Origin of the sequence: Rosenbergiella sp. YN46 (genome assembly GCF_036620675.1) — a bacterium.
GTDB lineage: Bacteria > Pseudomonadota > Gammaproteobacteria > Enterobacterales > Enterobacteriaceae > Jejubacter.
Window position 1 is genome coordinate 16,718 of record NZ_JAZHEE010000019.1, and the last position, 20,766, is coordinate 37,483.

Consider the following 20,766-nt stretch of genomic DNA (forward strand, 5'->3'; position numbering starts at 1 on the left):
CGCCGGCGCTGTCGCAGCTCTGGCGCCTGTTCAAACTTTCCGGCGACGGCTGGCTGGAACCGCTGGCCCAGCCGAGCGGCGGCTATGGCGAGCCGCCGTTTTACGCACTATGGCGCTCCTTCAACGCCTGGGCGCAGGCCCAGGCGGAACTCCAGGCCCACTGGAAGTTATATCCGCCAAGCCAGCCGGTGACATCCACCACCTCACCGATAAAATAGAGCCCGGGAACCTCCCGCGCTTCCATGGTACGCGACGAAAGCGCATGGGTATCCACGCCGCCCAGCGTCACTTCCGCGGTACGATAGCCTTCGGTGCCGTTCGGCTGTACCCGCCAGCCGGTCAGCAGAGAGACCAGCGCCTCCTGCTGGCGCACATTTAGCTGCCTGAGCGTGACATCAGGAATCTGCCCGTCACCCTGCAAAATCTCCACCAGCCGCTTAGGCAACTGCTGCGCCAGTGCGTTCTTCAAACTCTGATCCGGCTGGGCCGCCCGACGCTCATCCAGAAAAGCCGCTAAATCGCAATCCGGTACCAGATTCACCGTCACCCACTCCCCAGGCTGCCAGTAGCTGGAAATTTGCAGAATCGCCGGGCCGGACAGCCCACGGTGGGTAAACAACAGGTTTTCGCGAAAGCTGACGCCGTTTTCCGCGCCGATCACTGCCGCCACCGACACGCCGGACAGCGTCTGCAACTGCGCCAGCTGCGGTTTATGCAGGGTAAAAGGCACCAGTCCGGCGCGGGTAGGCAGCACCGGCAGGCCAAACTGCTGCGCGACTTTGTAGCCAAAGGGCGAAGCCCCAAGGCCCGGCATGGAAAGGCCGCCGCTGGCAATCACCAGCGCAGGCGCCCAAACCTCATCGCCATTCAGGGTGAGCGTATAGCCATTTTCATCGCGCTGGATATCCAGAATTTCACTGCGTAATCGCAGCGTTACCCTGCCTTTTTCACACTCCGCCACCAGCATATCGACAATCTGCTGGGCCGATTCGTCGCAGAACAGCTGCCCCAGCGTCTTTTCATGCCAGGCAATGCCGTAACGCTCTACCAGTTCGATAAAGTCCCACTGGGTGTAACGGGCCAGCGCCGACTTGCAGAAATGCGGGTTGGCGCTTAAATAAGCGCCAGGCTCGACGTAGAGGTTGGTAAAGTTGCAGCGCCCGCCGCCGGACATCAGGATCTTGCGTCCTGGCTTCTTACCGTTGTCGATAAGCAGCACGTTCAGCCCGGCCTGGCCCGCCTGGGCTGCGCAAAAAAGCCCCGCAGCGCCTGCCCCTGTCACGATAACATCAAACTTTTTCACGCCGTTTCCCCGCTTCGTTGAGGTGGCGAATTGTAAAGATTCCTCGCTGGTCACACCAGACCAGGAAAGAATATCAAAACTAACCAACTGAAAATAAAAAGGTAATTTTTCAAAGCCACCCAAAAAGAATCAGGCCACATCAAAAAAAGTCTATATTTCACTTGGCCCTCGCGGCAATTGTCCTGGATAATGCGCCGCGTTCATGTCCACAAAATGGCGTAACGTCTATGCTACATCTGTTTGCCGGGCTGGATCTTCATACCGGCCTGTTATTGTTACTTGCTCTGGGATTTGTACTGTTTTATGAAGCCATCAACGGTTTCCACGACACCGCAAACGCAGTAGCAACGGTGATTTACACCCGAGCGATGAAATCGCAGCTTGCGGTTGCCATGGCAGCGGTGTTTAACTTCCTTGGCGTTCTGCTTGGCGGCCTGAGCGTGGCCTATGCCATTGTGCATATGCTACCAACCGATCTGCTGCTTAACGTCAGTTCCGCACACGGTCTCGCCATGGTCTTCTCCATGCTGCTGGCCGCGATTATCTGGAACCTTGGCACCTGGTATTTTGGGCTGCCGGCCTCCAGCTCCCACACTCTTATCGGCGCGATTATCGGTATCGGTCTTACTAACGCACTGATGACCGGCACCTCTGTCGTCGATGCGCTGAACATCCCCAAGGTTATCGGTATATTCATGTCCCTGATCATCTCTCCGGTGGTGGGTCTGGTGATTGCCGGTGGTCTGATCTTCCTGCTGCGTCGTTACTGGAGCGGCACCAAGAAACGGCGTCGTATTCACCTGACGCCAGCCGAGCGCGAAAAGAAAGACGGCAAGAAAAAACCGCCGTTCTGGACTCGTATCGCGCTTATTATCTCCGCTATCGGCGTGAGCTTCTCGCACGGCGCTAACGACGGCCAGAAAGGCATTGGTCTGATTATGCTGGTTCTGATTGGCGTGGCACCGGCCGGATTCGTGGTTAATATGAATGCCAGCGGCTACGATATTGCGCGTACCCGTGACGCCATTAACCACGTCGAGCAGTACTTCCAGCAGCATAGCGATACGCTGAAGCACGTTATCGATATGTCGCCAGCCATTCCCACACCGGAAGAAGTGGAAAGTAAGCCGCATGAGTTCCACTGCGATGCCGGGCGTGCCGTACTGGCGCTGGGTAGCGCAAAGCAGATGCTCAACGGTCTGGAAAGCTACGATCAACTTTCCGTTGACCAACGTAGCCATCTACGCCGTCTGCTGCTCTGCGTTTCCGACACCGCCGATAAAGTCGCCGCGCTGCCGGAAACCAAAGCGGAAGATACGCGTTATCTGAAAGACCTGAAAAAGGATTTGCTGTTTACCATCGAATACGCCCCAATCTGGATAATCATGGCCGTCGCACTGGCGCTGGGCATTGGAACCATGATCGGCTGGAAGCGTGTCGCGACCACCATCGGCGAGAAGATTGGTAAGAAAGGCATGACTTACGCGCAGGGGATGTCCGCCCAGATGACGGCGGCAGTCTCCATCGGCGTCGCCAGTTATACCGGGATGCCGGTTTCCACCACCCACGTACTCTCCTCATCCGTGGCGGGAACCATGGTTGTGGACGGCGGTGGCCTGCAGCGGAAAACCGTCACCAATATCCTGATGGCCTGGGTCTTTACCCTGCCTGCGGCGATTGGCCTTTCCAGCGGTCTTTACTGGATTTCGCTGCACTTTATCTAAGCGCACAGATGAAAACCGAACGGGCGGGCCTGCGATGGCCCGCTTTTTTTGTGCCTCAGTGCCAAATCATCAGCGCTATCAGACTCACCACCACCAGACCGCACAGCGAACTGGTCAGAATAAACTGACGACGAACCCGCTCGCAGCGCCGGATAAATTCGTCATCATGATGGTCGCGATAGCGCTGCGCATAGATATAACGCACCAGGCGCATCTGCTTACTGGGCTGCCCGTGAGAGGTGAAAAAACCGCTGCCGTCAACATACTGATACAGCAGGGGATCACAGCCACGGAGCACCACCAACAGTGCGCGCAATGATGAAAAGTAGCGCACCATGTTCACCACACAAACCACACACAAGGCCCAAAACAGCGCGACGGTACTGATCATACCTCCTCCCCGACGTACTGCCCACGAAGCCGCGCTCCGGGGCTTCCGCTTCCCAATACCCAGACTACGGTGATGACAGAGACACAACAAACCCGATCGGAGTCACAAATATGTATCCAAACGGCTTAATTATTATTGTAGGAGATCCGTTAATTTTTTTGCCACATAGTTAATCCTCATCACGGTATTCCTGCCCTCTTTTTCGTGAAATAAGAACAGGTAAGGTAATGACGTTGACGCTTTGCACCGGCTCGCAGTAAGGTACTGAAAGCATCTATAATGTAATATATAAAGTTCCCGCAAATGTGGAACGCAGGAGGCGGGGGCGAGGATAGCCATAAGCGATGTCGCGCTATCCGCTCCATCTGGTCATCGACATCTTATGGAAGGAGTAACACCATGGCTTACAAACACATTCTGATCGCGGTAGACCTCTCCCCAGAGAGTAAAGTACTGGTAGAAAAAGCGGTTTCAATGGCGAAACCCTACGACGCGAAAGTTTCCCTGATTCATGTCGATGTGAATTACTCCGATCTCTATACCGGATTGATCGATGTGAACCTGGGCGATATGCAAAAGCGCATCTCAGAAGAAACTCACCACGCTTTAACCGAACTGTCCAACAATGCCGGTTATCCGATTACCGAAACCCTGAGCGGAAGTGGCGATCTGGGCCAGGTACTGGTAGACGCCATCAAGCAATACGATATGGATCTGGTGGTTTGCGGTCATCATCAGGATTTCTGGAGTAAGCTGATGTCTTCCGCCCGCCAGCTTATCAACACCGTTCACGTCGACATGCTCATCGTGCCGCTACGTGACGAAGAAGACGAATAAACGGATAGCAGGGCCCCTTTCGGGGCCCTTCTTTTTCAGCGCTCTCGCTCAAGGCGACCCACGGCCAGATTTCCGGGCAGGCGGCGTAACGCATATCCCAACAGTTGGGCGCCGACGCCCAGGGCGATGCCGCTCAGCACTCCCAGCGCGATAATGCCTCCCAGCGTCACCAGGAACGATGTAAAATCAAACATTCCCTGTCGCCACTGCTGTTTCAGCACGCCGGGCGCCGCCAGTTTACAGCCGCTGGCTATCAGAATAGACGCCAGTACCGGCATCGGGATCAGGCTAATCAGCCCGCGAAACCAGAACAGCGCCGCCATCAGCAGTAGACAGTGAACAATAGCCGACAGTCGGGTTCGTGCGCCAGCGTTAACATTCACCGAACTGCGCACAATCACCGATGTCACCGGCAGCCCGCCGCACAAGCCGCTGAGGATATTTCCCGCCCCCTGGGCGTAAAGTTCGCGATCGGAAGATGGCGGCGGCGTCTGAGCTTTAAGCTTCTTCAGCGCCTCCTGGCTCAGTAGCGTCACCAGACTCGCCACCAGCGCAATATTCACCGCCACCATCCAGACCTGCGGATGAGTCAACGCCCCGTGCCAGTCAGGATGCGACAACACCTCATGCCAGGCGCCGGGGTTTGTCAGCTCGGGCAGCACCACCGTTTGTACGCCGTCGCCAAGCGTCGTCCCGCTTTTCATCAAAGCCAGCCCCAGTGCGCCAGCCAGCACGGCGATTAACGCCGCCGGAACCATTGAGAGGAGGCGCTGTCGTTTGATAATCGGCAACTCCCAGCCAAACAGAATGAGCAGCGCCAGCGCAGCCAGCAGTAGCGCGCCGGGTGACAGACTAAAAGTTGCGGTATCCAGCGCCAGCGCAACAGGAAGCTGCTGAGTCACCAGCATAATGCCAATCGCCGTCAGCATGCCGGCAATCACCGGCGCCGGCATCAGCGCGATCCAGCGCCCGAGTCTGAACCAGCCCATCAGCAGCTGCAACACGCCAGCCAGCACGATAGCGGTCAGCAACAGCGGCCAGGAGCCAAGACTAGCGGAGGCGCCCAGAATAATCGTCACCATACTGGCCTCCGGGCCGCTTACGGCATAACGCGACGGACTCAGTAACGTAACCAGCAGGCCCCCGGTCACGCCAGTGACTATCCCCACGACCGGCGGCAGCCCGCACGCCTGGGCAATACCCAGGTTCATCGGTAATGCCACCAGAAACACGATAATCCCGGCCAGAATATCACTGCGAATCGTCGTTCCGCTCATCAGGCCGCCCTCCCTCTGTGGGGCGGCGTTGTGCCAGCGCAGGATAGAGAGAAAATAAGGACAACATGCAATTTGACTGGATTCACGATAAGGCTCCCCTGTCAGTGAACGTGTATCCGTCAATCTGGTAAAGTTTTCTTAACGATATCTTAAAAAATATTTATTATTTAAGCCTGAAAGCCGTCTAAACAAGCCATTAAAATAATAAAAAACAGAAAGATAAATAATATGGGGACGAGGGGAATTTATAAAAATAACTTAACATTAACCGCCCCACAGACGAGGCGGATAACATGGGTCACTCCGGCGTACCGGGATAGATATCAAAGCGGTGGCTTTTGGTGGTCACCGCAGACTGGGTGGCTTTCCCGGCCAGCGGCGGCGCGTAATCCGGCCGTTTGACCACTACCCGCTTCGTCGCCAGACGCAATGCGGGTGATAGCAGTCCATCGGCATCCTCATCGGCTCCCACCAGCGCCTGAAACACCCGCATCTCCTTCTTCACCAGCGCGCTCTTCTGGCGATGGGGAAACATCGGATCCAGATACACCACCTGCGGACGCGGACGCAAATCGTCCAGCGCCGTCAGGCTGGAGGCCTGAATCAGCGTCAGTCGCTCCCGCAACCAGCCGCCAATTTCAGGATCGGCATAGCCCCGATGCAGGCCATCTTCCAGCAGCGCCGCCACCACCGGGTGGCGCTCCAGCATCCGCACCCGACAGCCCACGGCGGCCAGAACAAAGGCATCACGCCCCAGTCCGGCGGTGGCGTCCACCACATCCGGCAGATAGTCGCCCTTCACGCCCACGGCTTTGGCTACCGCCTCACCGCGCCCGCCACCGAAACGCCTGCGGTGCCCCATGGCGCCGGAGACGAAATCAACAAAGATACCGCCAAGCTTCGGCTCGTCACGCTTACGCAGTTCCAGATGATGCGGCGTAAGCGCCAGAGCCAGCGGGCTGCTGGCATCGTGATCCAGCCCCTGTCGTTGGGCAAGAATAGACAGGGCGCCGTCACCGGCGCCCGACTCATCGAGTAAACAGATTTTCACGCAGCGATTAGCCCTTAATGCCGTAGTGTTCCAGCATGGCGTCCAGCTTCGGCTCGCGCCCGCGGAAGCGTTTGAACAGCTCCATAGGCTCTTCGGAACCGCCGCGGCTCAGGATATTATCCAGGAACGAAAGGCCGGTTTCACGGTTGAAAATCCCCTCTTCTTCGAAGCGGGAGTACGCATCCGCCGCCAGTACATCAGCCCACAGATAGCTGTAGTAGCCCGCCGCATAACCGCCGGCGAAGATATGGCTGAAGGCGTGCGGGAAACGCCCCCACTCCGGCCCCGGCACCACGGCCACCTGCTTTTTAATCTCGTGCAGGGTTTCCAGCACTTTCGCCCCCTGCTCAGGGTCGAATTCCGCATGCAGGCGAAAGTCGAACAGGCCGAACTCAAGCTGACGCAGGATGAACATTGCCGCGTTGTAGTTCTTCGCCGCCAGCATTTTTTCCAGCAGCGCCTGAGGCAGCGGCTCGCCGGTTTCATAATGGCCGGAGATAAACGCCAGCGCTTCCGGCTCCCAGCACCAGTTTTCCATAAACTGACTCGGCAGTTCCACCGCATCCCACGGCACGCCGCTGATGCCGGTCACGCCCGCGGCTTCAATACGAGTCAGCATATGGTGCAGGCCGTGACCAAATTCGTGGAACAGGGTGGTCACTTCGTCGTGGGTGAACAGCGCCGGTTTACCGTTAACCGGGCGGTTAAAGTTACAGGTAAGATAAGCGACCGGTTTCTGCAGGCTACCGTCAGCCATGCGCATCTGCCCTACGCAATCGTCCATCCAGGCGCCGCCGCGCTTGTGTTCGCGGGCGTAGAGATCCAGATAGAAACTGCCGCGCAGTTCGTTGTCCTCGTCATACAGTTCGAAGAAACGCACATCCGGATGCCAGACGTCCACATCCTTACGCTCTTTCGCCGTAATGCCGTAAATGCGGTTAACCACCTCAAACAGACCGTTGATGACGCGCTGCTCCGGGAAGTAAGGGCGCAGTTGCTCATCGCTGATGCTGTAGAGATGCTGCTTCTGTTTTTCGCTGTAGTACGTGATATCCCAGGGCTGAAGATCGTCCACGCCGAACTCCTGCTTCGCGAAGGCACGAATCGCCGCCAGCTCCTCTTCCCCCTGAGGCCGGGCGCGTTTCGCCAGGTCGGTCAGGAACGCCAGCACCTGAGTGGTATTTTCCGCCATTTTGGTGGCCAGCGATTTTTCAGCGTAGTTGCCAAAGCCCAGCAACTGCGCCAGTTCGTGGCGCAGCGCCAGGATCTCGTTCATAACAGGCGTGTTGTCCCACTTCCCGGCGTTCGGCCCCTGATCGGAAGCTCGGGTACTGTAGGCGCGGTACATCTCTTCGCGCAGGGCCTGGTTGTCACAGTAGGTCATGACAGGCAGATAACTTGGAATATCCAGGGTCAGCAACCAGCCTTCCTGCTCTTTGGCCTCGGCCTGAGCGCGAGCGGCGGCCAGGGCGCTTTCCGGCATGCCGGAAAGCTCGGCTTCGTCGGTAATCAGCTTAGTCCAGCCCATAGTAGCGTCCAGCACGTTATTGCTGTAAGCGGAGCCCAGTTCCGACAGACGGGCGGCGATTTCACCGTAGCGCTGCTGTTTTTCTTTATCCAGACCGATACCGGACAACTCGAAATCGCGCAGCGCGTTACCCACCGCTTTCTTCTGCGCCACATCCATTCGCTGATAGTTTTCGCCATCGCGCAAATCGCGGTAAGCCTGATACAGCCCTTCATGCTGACCAACCCAGGTGCTGTATTCGGAAAGCAGCGGCAGGGTTTGTTCATAAGCCTCGCGCAATTCGGCGCTGTTTTTGACCGAATTCAGGTGGCTTATCGGCGAGAAGATCCGCCCCAGACGGTCATCCACTTCCGCCAGCGGCTGACAGAGATTATCCCAGCTGTACGGCCCCCCCTGAGCCACCACGCTTTCCACTTTCTCCTTACAGGCCTTTAGCGCCTCGCTGACGGCAGGCACTACGTGTTCGGGCTGGATTTGGGAAAACGGCGGCAGGGTAAAGGGGGTCAATAATGGATTTGTCATAAGCTCGGTCCTGAATTGTTGTTCATTAAGCGCATCTCACGGCGCAATCAGTAGGCTGTGTCCTTCAATGATGCATGAGTGCTGCTGGCGGCTATTTTTGCGTGTGGCAAGGCGCGAGTTGCGTGGTTTGGTGGGCCCAAATCAGCAGCGAGTAACGCAGCAACACGCAAAAATAGCCCCAGCCTTTCAGGGCGCGTACGAAAAAGCCGCTACCTGCGTTGTCAGGCTCGAACAGAGAGCCACTCTGCCCTTCGCCCTCCGCCTTGATAGCGGCTTTTTCGTTCAGCGCCAGCGCCATGACTCATTGAAGGACACAGCCTAAGCATGGGGGTGAAGCGCGGCAATTTCAATGCCATCCCGGAAGCCGCCGCTTTGCGATATACTGGCGGGATTAGTCATTTACCCCGCAGGAATCATCAGGCAATGCTCAGTTACCGCCACAGCTTTCACGCCGGCAACCACGCCGACGTTTTAAAACATACCGTCCAGAGCCTGATTATCGAGGCGCTGAAAGAGAAAGAAAAACCCTTTCTTTACCTGGACACCCACGCTGGCGCCGGGCGCTATCAGCTCTCTGGCGAGCATGCCGAACGTACCGGCGAATACCTGGAAGGCATCGCCCGCCTCTGGCAGCGCGACGACGTCCCACAAGCGCTGACCCCCTACCTGGACGCGGTAAAAGCCTTTAACCATGACGGCCAACTGCGTTACTACCCGGGTTCGCCGTTGATCGCCCGCCATCTGCTGCGCCCTCAGGACAAACTGCAGCTGACGGAACTGCATCCCACCGACTACCCGCTGCTGCGCGGCGAATTCAGCAAAGATAAGCGCGCCATAGTCAGCCGCGGCGACGGCTACCAGCAGCTCAAAGCCAAACTGCCGCCGGCTTCCCGGCGCGGCCTTATCCTTATCGACCCGCCCTATGAAATTAAGACCGACTATCAGGCGGTGGTCAAAGGCATCAGCGACGGCTATAAACGTTTTGCGACCGGCGTTTACGCACTCTGGTACCCGGTGGTGCTCAGAAGCCAGATTAAACGCATGATTCATGAACTGGAAGAGACCGGCATTCGCCGTATTCTGCAGATAGAACTGGCGGTTCGCCCGGACAGCGACCAGCGCGGTATGACCGCCTCGGGAATGATTGTGATTAACCCGCCCTGGAAACTGGAGCAGCAGATGGCAGATCTTCTGCCCTGGCTCCACGCCAGACTGGTTCCTGGTGGAATCGGGCATACGACGCTTTCATGGATTGTGCCGGAATAACGGCCAATGGCAGCAATAGCTGTATGCCATCCCATAATGCTCGCTACAATTTAACCTCAGATTTACACAAGGTAACGGCCATGACTAAACATTACGACTATATCGCCATCGGCGGCGGCAGCGGCGGCATCGCTTCCATCAACCGCGCTGCTATGTACGGTAAAAAATGCGCCCTGATCGAAGCAAAAGAGCTTGGCGGCACCTGCGTGAACGTGGGCTGTGTACCGAAAAAGGTGATGTGGCATGCGGCACAGATAGCCGAAGCGATTCGTATGTATGGCCCGGACTACGGCTTTGACGCCACCCTGAACAAGCTGGACTGGCAGAAGCTGGTCGCCAGCCGTAGCGCCTATATCGACCGCATCCACACTTCCTACGACAACGTGCTGGGCAAGAATAAGGTGGATGTTATCCGCGGCTTCGCTCGTTTCATTGATGCGCATACCGTAGAAGTTAATGGCGAAACTATCAGCGCCGACCATATTCTGATAGCCACCGGAGGCCGTCCGAGCCATCCGGCGATTCCGGGCGCCGAATACGGCATAGACTCCGACGGTTTCTTCGAGCTGCCAGAGCTTCCGAAGCGCGTCGCGGTAGTGGGCGCAGGCTATATCGCCGTAGAGCTGGCAGGCGTGATTAACGGGCTGGGGGCGGAAACCCACCTGTTGGTACGCAAACACGCGCCGCTGCGCAGTTTCGATCCGCTACTGGTAGAAACCCTGGTTGAAGTGATGGAAGCCGAAGGCCCCACCCTGCACACCCACGCGGTGCCGAAATCGGTGGAGAAAAACGGCGACGGCAGCCTGACGCTGACGCTGGAAGATGGGCGTACTCTCACCGTCGATACCCTGATCTGGGCTATTGGCCGCGAACCGGCCAATGACAATATCAATCTGGCGGCAACTGGCGTTAAAACCGATGAAAAAGGCTATATCGTCGTCGATAAATATCAGAATACCAACGTTGACGGCATTTACGCCGTGGGCGACAACACCGGCCATATCGAACTGACGCCGGTCGCCGTCGCTGCCGGACGCCGCCTGTCTGAACGGCTGTTTAACAACAAACCGGAAGAGCACCTGGACTACAGCAATGTCCCCACCGTGGTCTTCAGCCATCCGCCAATCGGCACCGTTGGCCTGACCGAACCCCAGGCCCGCGAGCAGTACGGCGACGACGCGGTGAAGGTCTATAAATCCTCGTTCACCGCTATGTACACCGCAGTCACCAGCCACCGCCAGCCGTGCCGTATGAAGCTGGTCTGCGTCGGCCCGGAAGAGAAGATTGTCGGCATTCACGGCATCGGCTTCGGTATGGACGAAATGCTCCAGGGCTTCGCCGTTGCCCTGAAAATGGGCGCCACCAAGCAAGACTTCGACAACACTGTTGCCATTCACCCCACCGCGGCGGAAGAGTTCGTGACCATGCGTTAATCGTCAGGCGATGCGCATGACTGAACGGTATGCGCATCGCATTTTCACCGTATTATTGCCACAGCCTGACGAATTAGGGCGCTCAGCCAGTCAACAAAGTGCTGTACGGCCAACGGCCGGTACTGTCTGTGTGGCCATAGTAAATTCATGGGCAGAGGAGGCGCACGGTACGCCGACATCACCTCGGTCAGGTCACCAGACGCCAGATCGTGCTGCACATCATAGGCAGGGATCTGAATCAATCCCAGACCCGCTTTACAGCATGCAATATAGGATTCTGCGCTGTTCACTGTGACCCGACCGGGAAATTCCCGGGCATGGCATTTGCCATCTTCCAGCCACTCCCAGTTTTCCACGCACCCTGATGAAGGAGAGGCATACTTAATAATTCGGTGTCGTTCCAGCTCGTCAGGATGCTGTGGTAAACCGTACTGCGCCAGATACTTCGGGCTGGCAACGTTGATCAGATTCAACTGCCCTATTGAGCGTGCAATCAACGATGAATCGGTAAGATGACCCACACGTAATACGCAATCCACGCCTTCTTCCACCAGAGAAACCGTCCGATCGGTGCTACCAAGCACCACATCGATACCGGGATAGCGCGCCAGGAAATCCGGTAACGCCGGCGCGACAAGCAAACGTCCCATTCGCGACGGAACATTCACGCGTACTCGCCCTTCCGGCAGGGTTGTGGTCTGGCGGAAAAGTGCCTCCGTCTCATCAATATCAGCAAGGATTTGTAAGGCGCGCAGATAGAACAGTTCCCCATCGGGCGTCAGCTGCATGGAACGCGTCGTACGGTGCAAAAGCCGGACGCCGAGCTTTGCTTCCAGCTCTCCCACCGCCGTAGAGACAGTTGAGCGCGGAATCTCCATGTAATGAGCCGCACGGGTAAAACTGGCGCTTTCCACCACGCGGGTAAAAATACGGTACTGCGTAATTTTATCCATGACGATTATTGTTCGTTATTTCTGACAGGTACTGTCAGAAATAACATCTTTATAACACCCCGGCCAGCGATAAGAATCAATAACACAGGCCGCATCATACCGATGCATCATGACTTCACAGGAGATCCTCTATGATCGACCATAGTATTAAAGGGAAACGCATTCTCATCGCCGGTGGCGCGAAAAACCTGGGGGGCCTGCTCGCCCGGGATCTTGCCGAAAATGGCGCCGCCTCCATCGTCATTCACTATAACCGCGACGAATCGAAACCTGATGCCGACGCTACCGTCGCTGCCGTACAACAAGCGGGCGCACAGGCCGTTGCCCTCCAGGGGGACTTGACCCGTGCCAGCGCCATGGAAAAATTGTTCGAGGATGCCGTTAACCAATTCGGCCCCCTGGACATCGCGATTAATACCGTAGGGAAAGTCCTTAAAAAACCGATCGCCGATATTCAGGAAGAAGAGTATGACGAAATGAGCGCCGTTAATGCCAAATCTGCATTCTTCTTCCTGAAGGAAGCCGGGAAACATGTGGCGGATAACGGAAAAATTTGTACTCTGGTGACTTCCCTGCTGGGCGCCTATACCCCGTTTTATGCCGCTTATGCCGGAACCAAAGCACCGGTGGAGCATTTCACGCGCGCAGCATCTAAAGAGTTTGGCGCCAGGGGGATTTCAGTGACGGCTATCGGCCCAGGCCCCATGGATACGCCATTCTTCTATCCGCAAGAGAGCGCAGAAGCGCAGAATTACCATAAAACGGCAGCGGCGCTCTCCGCGTTTTCCAGAACCGGCCTGACGGATATCGAAGATATCGTTCCCTGGGTACGTTTTCTGGTTTCTGAAGGATGGTGGATGACGGGTCAAACCGTTCTGGTTAACGGCGGTTATACCACCAAATAAAGGAAAATTGCCGCCCGGCAGCACCCTGTCGCTCCGTTCGCTACGCTTAATAAGCCAAAAAGAACAGGAGAGATAAATGAGCACATTCAAGGGTGTGACCGGAGCGGCGCTATCTGTGCTGTTCCTGAGCACAGCGGCGAGCGCCGCCGACGGCTCTCTGGATACCGGCAAGGCGCAGATTATCCGTAACGCCATCAACGTTGAAGATCTGGTGCAGATTAACGATAGCTGGATTATCGGCAGCAGCTTTTCCATCCAAAATAAGCCGACAGGGCTGTATCTGTTCAATATCCGCAATCGTAAACCGCAAAAAGTGGACTGGCGCCAGGTCAGAGTAACACCGGATAAAACGGCTTTCCCGAATTGCCCCGGCGCGCCGAACTTCGCCCGGCTTTCCACTCACGGGCTGGACTATTACCGGGACGCGGGTCGTCTGTATGTCGTCAACCACGGTGGTCGCGAGTCGGTGGAAGTCTTCGCCATCAACGCCGAAAATAACGCCCGTCCCACCCTGAGCTGGCAGGGTTGCGTGATGGCGCCGCATAGCGCCTGGTTCGATGCCGTCGCCGGGCTATCTAATAATCAAATGATTATCAGTAGCCTGTGGGACCCCGGAGATACACAGCGTAACCCGAAACTTAAAGCCGGAAAGCCGGTTGGTGGGTTATATCGCTGGAGTACAGAAGCGGGTTTGCAGCCCGTAAAAGGCAGCGCGATGCTTTCCGGCCCCAACGGCGTACTGGCCGACCGGGATGGTAAAACGGTGTGGGTCGCCGCCTGGGCCGAAAAAGCGCTGGTTCGCATCGATACCGATGGCAGTGAACCGCAGGTTCGCAAAACGGCGGTGGATTACCATCCGGATAATCTGCGCTGGTCGCCGGACGGCAGAAAAATTATCGCCGGCGGTCAGGCCACCGATCTGGATGCCCTCTTTGCCTGCCTGGAAAAGTCAGCGCCGGTCTGCCCGGATATCAACCAGCGGCTGGACGCGCTCGATCCCGCCACCATGAAAACCACACCATTACTTTCCGCCACGCCGATTCCGGGGATGAATGCCGGTACCGGCGCCATTCTTGTCAACGGCGAATACTGGCTGAGCAGTTTTAAAAATAACGCTATTGCCGTCATCCCCCGGTGACAGCCTCCCGGCGGTCGTCACATATCGCCGGGATATAAAAAATAGTTAACATGGATAATCTTTCTGGCTATACTCCCGACATTAAGTTAACAGTGATAACTTTTTTGTTATGACTCATTCGGGAGCTTTCAATGGATCTTAACCAGATACAGGAATTCAGAGCCTCGCTGCGCGAGCTGGTCAGGGAATTAGGAATGTTGAGTCGCAAAAGCAGCGGCACCAGCCTGTCGCCGCTGCAAAGCCATATCCTGATTGAGCTTGATAAAGCGCCGCTTGGCGTGACGGAGCTTGCCAGAAAACTGGGGTGTGAAAAGGCCAATATCAGCCGGACAATTCGGGGTATGATGGAAAATGCGCTACTGGAACGCCGCCAGGATAGCCAGGATGGTCGGGCTTCCAGCTTTTGCCTTACCCCCCAGGGAAAAGCACAGTTGGCCCAAATTGAAGAGAACGCCAATCGCTTTATCAGCCAGGCGCTTGGCCTGGCTTCCGAACGCGAATGCCGCGATTTTTCCCGGACGATTCACGGCCTGAACAGCGCATTAAAAAATGCCCGTGCTCAGCGGGAGCAAGAGATTGTCATCACTGAGATCGCACCTGACGATAACCAGGCGATGGCAGAGATTATCCGCCAGAGCTTTCGCGATAATAAGATCGATCATCTGGAAGGCGTCAGCCTGCACGACCCGGAGCTGAACAACCTGTACCAGACTTATCAGCGACCAGGCAGCCGCTACTGGGTCGCCAGAGCAAACGGCCGCGTACTGGGAGGGGTAGGGATAGCACCGCTGGCGGGGCCGACAGAAACGACCTGTGAAATGCAGAAGCTTTTTCTGAGCGCCGATGCACTGGGCACCGGTCTGGGCCGCCGGCTGATAGCCCTGTCGCTCCAGCAAGCCCGCCAACTTGGTTACGACTACTGCTATCTGGAAACGCTGAGCGAATTACAAAGCGCCGTGCGGCTGTATGAAAAGTTCGGCTTCGACTATCTGGCTTCCCCACTGGGGAACACCGGGCATGGCGGCTGCGATCTGTTTATGCAGCTTAAACTGGCGTGACAATTTCAGTGGATGGCGTTCCCCTGGAAATAGCGCTCAAGCAGCGCCAGCAGCCGCGCATTATCCACCGAGGTCAGGATCTGCACCGGCGCGCCAAGGGGAGGCGCAACGCCCACATCCAGCTTTAGCGCGCTGCGGCGACAGGTCATGCCACGCGCCACGCCTTCCAGCGCCACATCCAGATACGCCTGTTCACTATCGCACAGCCCGGGTTCCAGCAGCCAGGCGACGGTCAGGGCATCATGGATCCAGCAGCCCGGCAGGCCGCGGGTCTTCATGGAATAGTCGAGCCACGGGCGCAGGGTTTGCGCCAGATAACGGGTACAGGGATTTTCCACCGCCGTCAGCCTGTCGAGGTCGGCATGCACCATCTGGGTTTGGGTCGTGACATCCATTGGCACCAGGGTAACAGGCGCTCCGCTGGTCAACACCATATGGGCCGCTTCGGGGTCAAGCCCGAAGTTGGTATCTTTCAGGTAGCCAGGGACATGAAAAACACCGCCCATAATCACAATGCGTCTGACCGCCTGCGCCATTTCGGGAAACAGGCGCAGCGCCAGCGCCACATTGGTTAACGGACCAATCGCAATCAGCGTAATTTCGCCAGGGTGTTGGCAGATAAGCTCTCCCATCGCATAAGGCGCCAGCGGCGGCGCTGGTGCGACGATTGCGGGCGGTGGCGTATCGCGCCACAGTTCGCGCAATCCATAACTATCGACCGCGCCGTCCAGCCGCGCCCGCCAGGGCTCCGGCGGCTCCATCAGCGCCCGGGAAGCCCCGCGTCTGACCGGCACGCTGGCCCCCAGGCGGTTCACCAAATCGCAGGCCACGCGATAGCCCACTTCGCTTGCGGTATTACCCGCCACGGTGGTGATAAGTTCCAGCCGTATCTGCGGCGCACAGAGCGCCAGAGACAGCGCCAGGCCATCGTCCACGTTCGCGCCCGGTACGCCGTTGCCGGGATCGCAGTCAATAATTACCCGCATAGCATCACTTTAGTTATCGGGGCTTCCGACGGTCGACAACCGCAGGACTCCCCAGGCTGCAACTCAAAATCAAACTCAAGGCGGCGCGCCACGCCATCCCATTCCCGTAACATAGCGATAGCCGCCTGCGCCATACGGTCGACCGGCTGGCGTACCGCTGTCAGCGACGGTACGCTGTAAAACGACTCCAGCGTGGCGTTAAAACAGACCAATGCCACATCTTGCGGCACGCTCAGCCCGTGTTCCGCCAACGCTCTCAGGCAACCAAACGCCTGCTGTTCATTGGTGGCGAACAGCGCGCGCGGCAGCACGCCTGCCAGCATGCGTCGGGTGGCGTCATAGCCGCCGGCCCGGGTGTAATCGGTGGAAAAGATCCAATGCTCATTAACCGCCAGAGCGCTTTCCTCCAGAGCCTGACGCCAGCCAAGCAGACGATCCTGGGTATTCAGCATCGCCATCGGCCCGCAGATAATGGCGATATCCCGATAGCCGTGCTCGACCAGGTGGCGGGTGGCCTGATAAGCCGCCTGCTGTTCATTGACCTGAATCGAGCTGACGTTTAACCCGGGTTCGACCCTGTCGATCATTACGCAGGGCGTACCGCTGGCCTGAATCACATCAATACAGGGATGGCGATCGACGCTGGTATAAATCAGTCCGTCAACCTGGCGGTGTAGCAGATTGTTGATAAGCTCCCGTTCGCGCAGGCGATCGTCGCCGGCGTCTCCCAGCAGCAGCACTTTACCATCGGCAAAGGCTTCCTGCTGCAGCGCATGGGCCATGGAGGAGATAAAGGGATTGGCGATATTCGGCACTACCAGGCCATAGGTTTGCGTCGAGCCGGATGCCAGCGCGCGCGCCACGCCATTCGGCCGATACCCGGTCTTTTCTATCGCTGTCAGCACCCGCTGTCGGGTGGCGGGTGCCACCGGTCGTGGGCCGTTATTGATAACGTAGCTGACTACCGCCACCGAGGTTCCTGCCTCACGGGCGACATCGGTGCGCGTAACGCGCCGGGAACGGGATGAGCTCACAACATACCTGCCTGATTTAAAGCGAAATTGCAGTCCAACAGCATAGCGGTTTGCGCCGCAAAAATCCCTTTGTCGGGCGGGGGATTTTAGATAGCATCTTCCGGCAGGTTCAGGTCACGCCCCCGGGTTTCCGGCGCAAAGAAAGTCGTCACCAGTCCAATACCCGCCATTACCGCGAAATAGGTCGCAATCGGCCACCAGTGCCCTGCCCAGGAGAGCAGCGCGGCAGCCACCAGCGGCGCCGTTCCGCCGGAAAGAATCGAACCCAGCTCTTTGGCGAACGCCATTTTAGTATAACGATTGGTGACGCCAAACAGTTCAACCCCCCAGGCCGCCTGTACGCCGAATATCCCCAGCGACGCCAGCCCCATTCCCACCACGATAGTTGAAATCACTATCCACGGCTCACGGGAATCCAGCATCATAAAGGCCGGGAAGGCATAGAGAATCAGCAACAGGCAGAACCAGCGATAGGTAATGCGCCGCCCGAAGCGGTCGGAAAGCCAACCCGCCAGAGGAATAATCGCGAAACCCAGCAGCGAAGCGATGAAAACCGCAGTGGTGGGCACAGATTTATCCACCGCCAGCACCTTAGCCACATAGCCAATAATAAAGCCCTGAGCCAGATAAGAGGGGCCATTTTCGCCAATACGCAGGCCCACCATGGTCCAGAAGGCCCGGGTACGGCGCCAGAAGCTGCGCGTATCCTGACTTTGCTGCGCCAGACCTCGCTGCATGGCTTCGCGGCGCTGGGCCTCCAGTAATACTTTCTGCCGTTCAAACACCGGCGTTTCACGAATATGACGGCGAATAATCAGCGCAGCCACCGCAATCAGCATGCTGCCCAAAAAAGGAATACGCCAGCCCCAGCTCATCAGGCTCTCTTTATCGAGCTGAAGCACCAGCAGCCACACTAACGAGGCCAGTAACGTGCCGCTGTTGGAGCCCAGCGCGATAATGGAAGAGACCAGGCCGCGTCGCTTAACGGGTGCGTATTCCCCCAGCATCACCGTACCGCCAGACAGTTCGGCGCCAGCGCCAAGCCCCTGGGAAAAACGAAGAATAACCAGACACGCGGGCGCCCAGACGCCGATCGCGTTATAGCCAGGAATCAGGCCGATAAGCGTGGTGGATAATCCCATCAGCGCAATAGTGGCCACCATCACCACCTTACGACCATGGCGATCGCCTATCCAGCCGAATAATAACGCGCCTATCGGTCGGGCAATAAAACCCACCGACCAGGCGGCGAAACTGGAGAGCAACGCCATGACTGGCGTTGCCTCCGGAAAGAAGACATCGCCAAAAATGATGCCAGCGGCCAGACCATAGAGCGCGAAATCCGCGTATTCCATGGTGGTGCCTAACCAGCAGGAGAAAGTCGCGCGCCGAAAATCACGCTGCCCTTCTTCCGTGGCCAGCCGCTCCTGCGCTGCGTGCGGCGCATCAGCGGAAGGTACGCCGGTGGTATCAATACTCATAGCGAAGCTCCCTGGTGTTGGATAACAGGAATGACGAATTGTGCAAATGCGTTATCTACTCGCGTAGATTTGTATATTTTTATGGCGCATAGCATTATCTACCCGCGTAGAACTGACAAACACTAAATATAAAAAATGAGGTTATGATCACAATATGACGCCGCAATGACGAAGCGCTAACCAAAAGCGGAATTTCTTCAGGCCTGCCGGAACGCTTTGCCTCAATCACTTATGCTACCTTCAGACAACGATACCCCTACAGGAGCGCACATGCCGCAAGCGCGCAACATCTCCCTTGCCCTGATCTGGGGCGGGCTCTGTTTTATCTTACTGTATCGAACGTTGCCGGCCGAGCTGGTGCTGTCGGCGCAGGTTATGCATCAGTACGGCATCCCGGTATCGCAAATGGCGGTGGGATGGCTGGTTACGGCGCTGCCCGCGCTCATGCCGCTATTGTGCTTTATCGCGCTGGTGCGCCGGCGTCAGGCGGCACTGTGGCCCTGGCTGGTGCTACCGCCGGTAGCCTGGCTTCTTATCCAGTTTGCGCTGGCTGTCGGCGCTGGCACCGTGATGGTTCGCGCCGGCCTGACGCCGCCCTGGTCCGAAACCGTCAGCGATCTGGTATTTCGCCTGGCAATGCGGCTCTGGTCGGTTCATACCCTGACGGTGCTGTTAACCACGCTGGCATGCAGCTATGCCTGCTGGCGCGAATACCGTTCGACCCGGGACTGAAAAAACATACTCTTTGCGGGGTGGCACCCGCGCCTCGCTCTCCCTATCCTAATAGAAGGCGCAAAAATCAGGGGAGGATGGCAGTATGTACAACCATAAGGCGATAACGCTGGCGACCGCGCTCATCGCCACCGGCGCGTTTGCCGCCATGCCGCCGGATATCAAGCAGGCTCGGGTCATTCAACAGGTGAGTAATATCGAAGATCTGGTGCAACTTAACGGCGACTGGATTATCGGCAGTAGCCTGTCCGACGGCGAGAAACCCGGCGGCCTCTGGCTGTTCAGCATTTCCAACGGCAAGCCGCAGCGTATCGATCCGGATCGTATCGCCGTGAAGCCCGATCCCCGCGTATTTCCCCACTGCCCCGGCGCCCCTGACTTCACCACCCTTTCTCCGGAACGCATGGATTATTACCGTGAAGACAAGCGACTGTATGTCGTTAATCACGGCGAGCGCGAATCAGTGGAAGCCTTTTCAGTCTCTGCCGATAAAAAAGGTCGCCCGACGCTGAGCTGGCAGGGCTGCATTATCGGGCCGGAGAATGCCCGTTTTAGCTCGGTTGTCGGTCTGAGCAACAACCGCATGATTATCAGTAGCCCCTGGAACGACGACGATCCCTGGCGTATCCGCAAGCTGGAAGCTGGTCAGCCTTCCGGCGCGCTCTATACCTGGAGTCCACAGAAAGGGCTGAATAAGATGTCCGGTAGCGAACAGCTTTCCGGCCCCAGTGGTATCGTCACATCACCGGATGAAAAAAATGTCTGGGTCGCCGCCTGGGCGGGTCAGTACATCGCCCGGATTACCAACGGCGGCAGCCAGCCGCAGATCCTGAAGATCCCGCTCGATTTTCATCCCGACAACCTGAGCTGGTCGCCGGACGGCAAACAACTCTATGCGGGCGGCCAATCCGCTTCCGGCAATACCCTGATGGATTGCGTGGTGGGCCGTAAGGAAAGCTGTAACGACATCAGCCAGGAGGCGGCCCAGGTCGATCCTCAGACTCTGAAGCCGACCACCCTGATTCCCGCCACTCATTTTAACGGCATACGAGCCAGCACCGGTATTATCCAGACCGGCAATCACTACTGGCTGAGCGGTTTTCGCAATAACGGCGTCGCTATCGCTCCCGCACAGGCGCGCCGGTAG

19 protein-coding genes are annotated in these 20,766 nt (G+C 57.3%); 9 read left to right on the forward strand and 10 right to left on the reverse strand.

Annotated features, from left to right (window positions below; genetic code table 11):
- Positions 1 to 100 precede the first annotated feature (100 nt).
- Positions 101 to 1,303 (reverse strand): BaiN/RdsA family NAD(P)/FAD-dependent oxidoreductase, encoded by a 1,203-nt coding sequence (locus tag V3W49_RS14090; protein WP_500146299.1) that lies wholly within the window; start codon positions 1,301 to 1,303, stop codon positions 101 to 103.
- A gap of 227 nt (positions 1,304 to 1,530) precedes the next feature.
- On the opposite strand from V3W49_RS14090, the gene pitA reads away from it, so the two are divergent.
- Positions 1,531 to 3,027 (forward strand): inorganic phosphate transporter PitA, encoded by a 1,497-nt coding sequence (gene pitA, locus V3W49_RS14095; protein WP_500146301.1) that lies wholly within the window; start codon positions 1,531 to 1,533, stop codon positions 3,025 to 3,027.
- Positions 3,028 to 3,082: 55 nt separating this feature from the next.
- On the opposite strand, the gene uspB is transcribed toward pitA, so the two are convergent.
- Positions 3,083 to 3,418 carry a universal stress protein UspB gene (gene uspB / locus V3W49_RS14100; RefSeq protein WP_500146303.1) on the reverse strand — a complete coding sequence of 112 codons (336 nt, stop codon included), beginning with the start codon at positions 3,416 to 3,418 and terminating at the stop codon, positions 3,083 to 3,085.
- 399 nt (positions 3,419 to 3,817) lie between these two features.
- Between uspB and uspA the strand changes: the two genes are divergently transcribed.
- Positions 3,818 to 4,255: a universal stress protein UspA gene (uspA, locus tag V3W49_RS14105; RefSeq protein WP_500146304.1), complete on the forward strand. Its 438-nt coding sequence runs from the start codon at positions 3,818 to 3,820 to the stop codon at positions 4,253 to 4,255.
- 35 nt (positions 4,256 to 4,290) lie between these two features.
- Here the strand turns inward: uspA and V3W49_RS14110 are convergent, their stop codons facing one another.
- The 4 genes from V3W49_RS14110 to V3W49_RS14125 all read right to left on the reverse strand — a co-directional run bounded on the left by V3W49_RS14110 (position 4,291) and on the right by V3W49_RS14125 (position 8,931).
- The gene (locus V3W49_RS14110) at positions 4,291 to 5,532 is read right to left on the reverse strand and encodes a SulP family inorganic anion transporter (protein ID WP_500146306.1); all 1,242 of its coding nucleotides are present in this window, start codon (positions 5,530 to 5,532) and stop codon (positions 4,291 to 4,293) included.
- Between the two features lie 298 nt (positions 5,533 to 5,830).
- Positions 5,831 to 6,583 carry a 16S rRNA (guanine(1516)-N(2))-methyltransferase RsmJ gene (rsmJ, locus tag V3W49_RS14115; protein WP_500146307.1) on the reverse strand — a complete coding sequence of 251 codons (753 nt, stop codon included), beginning with the start codon at positions 6,581 to 6,583 and terminating at the stop codon, positions 5,831 to 5,833.
- A 7-nt stretch (positions 6,584 to 6,590) separates the two neighbouring features.
- A complete protein-coding gene (gene prlC / locus V3W49_RS14120) occupies positions 6,591 to 8,633 on the reverse strand; it encodes an oligopeptidase A (RefSeq protein WP_500146309.1) in 2,043 nt (680 codons plus the stop codon).
- A 91-nt stretch (positions 8,634 to 8,724) separates the two neighbouring features.
- Positions 8,725 to 8,931, reverse strand: coding sequence for a hypothetical protein (locus tag V3W49_RS14125; protein WP_500146310.1), 207 nt, complete (start codon positions 8,929 to 8,931; stop codon positions 8,725 to 8,727).
- Between the two features lie 125 nt (positions 8,932 to 9,056).
- On the opposite strand from V3W49_RS14125, the gene V3W49_RS14130 reads away from it, so the two are divergent.
- Positions 9,057 to 9,899, forward strand: coding sequence for a 23S rRNA (adenine(2030)-N(6))-methyltransferase RlmJ (locus tag V3W49_RS14130; RefSeq protein ID WP_500146312.1), 843 nt, complete (start codon positions 9,057 to 9,059; stop codon positions 9,897 to 9,899).
- Positions 9,900 to 9,979: 80 nt separating this feature from the next.
- Entirely contained in the window at positions 9,980 to 11,332 is a 1,353-nt protein-coding gene (gorA, locus tag V3W49_RS14135; protein WP_500146314.1) for a glutathione-disulfide reductase, read from the forward strand.
- Between the two features lie 44 nt (positions 11,333 to 11,376).
- On the opposite strand, the gene V3W49_RS14140 is transcribed toward gorA, so the two are convergent.
- Positions 11,377 to 12,285 (reverse strand): LysR family transcriptional regulator, encoded by a 909-nt coding sequence (locus V3W49_RS14140; protein WP_500146315.1) that lies wholly within the window; start codon positions 12,283 to 12,285, stop codon positions 11,377 to 11,379.
- 131 nt (positions 12,286 to 12,416) lie between these two features.
- Between V3W49_RS14140 and V3W49_RS14145 the strand changes: the two genes are divergently transcribed.
- From V3W49_RS14145 to V3W49_RS14155, 3 genes are all read left to right on the forward strand, one after another.
- Positions 12,417 to 13,190 carry an SDR family oxidoreductase gene (locus V3W49_RS14145; RefSeq protein ID WP_500146316.1) on the forward strand — a complete coding sequence of 258 codons (774 nt, stop codon included), beginning with the start codon at positions 12,417 to 12,419 and terminating at the stop codon, positions 13,188 to 13,190.
- A 76-nt stretch (positions 13,191 to 13,266) separates the two neighbouring features.
- On the forward strand, positions 13,267 to 14,328 hold the full coding sequence (locus V3W49_RS14150) for a hypothetical protein (RefSeq protein ID WP_500146318.1): 1,062 nt from the start codon (positions 13,267 to 13,269) through the stop codon (positions 14,326 to 14,328).
- A gap of 131 nt (positions 14,329 to 14,459) precedes the next feature.
- Positions 14,460 to 15,386 (forward strand): bifunctional helix-turn-helix transcriptional regulator/GNAT family N-acetyltransferase, encoded by a 927-nt coding sequence (locus tag V3W49_RS14155; RefSeq protein ID WP_500146319.1) that lies wholly within the window; start codon positions 14,460 to 14,462, stop codon positions 15,384 to 15,386.
- A 5-nt stretch (positions 15,387 to 15,391) separates the two neighbouring features.
- Here the strand turns inward: V3W49_RS14155 and V3W49_RS14160 are convergent, their stop codons facing one another.
- From V3W49_RS14160 to V3W49_RS14170, 3 genes are all read right to left on the reverse strand, one after another.
- Entirely contained in the window at positions 15,392 to 16,372 is a 981-nt protein-coding gene (locus V3W49_RS14160) for a nucleoside hydrolase (RefSeq protein ID WP_500146321.1), read from the reverse strand.
- Positions 16,363 to 17,406 carry a LacI family DNA-binding transcriptional regulator gene (locus V3W49_RS14165; protein WP_500146322.1) on the reverse strand — a complete coding sequence of 348 codons (1,044 nt, stop codon included), beginning with the start codon at positions 17,404 to 17,406 and terminating at the stop codon, positions 16,363 to 16,365. The genes V3W49_RS14160 and V3W49_RS14165 overlap by 10 nt, the downstream gene beginning before the upstream one ends.
- An 86-nt stretch (positions 17,407 to 17,492) precedes the next feature.
- The gene (locus V3W49_RS14170) at positions 17,493 to 18,887 is read right to left on the reverse strand and encodes an MFS transporter (protein WP_500146324.1); all 1,395 of its coding nucleotides are present in this window, start codon (positions 18,885 to 18,887) and stop codon (positions 17,493 to 17,495) included.
- A 270-nt stretch (positions 18,888 to 19,157) separates the two neighbouring features.
- Between V3W49_RS14170 and V3W49_RS14175 the strand changes: the two genes are divergently transcribed.
- Together V3W49_RS14175 and V3W49_RS14180 are read left to right on the forward strand one after the other, a co-directional pair.
- Positions 19,158 to 19,619, forward strand: a complete 462-nt coding sequence (locus V3W49_RS14175; protein ID WP_500146325.1) for a hypothetical protein — start codon at positions 19,158 to 19,160, stop codon at positions 19,617 to 19,619.
- 85 nt (positions 19,620 to 19,704) lie between these two features.
- The gene (locus V3W49_RS14180; RefSeq protein ID WP_500146326.1) at positions 19,705 to 20,766 is read left to right on the forward strand and encodes a YncE family protein; all 1,062 of its coding nucleotides are present in this window, start codon (positions 19,705 to 19,707) and stop codon (positions 20,764 to 20,766) included.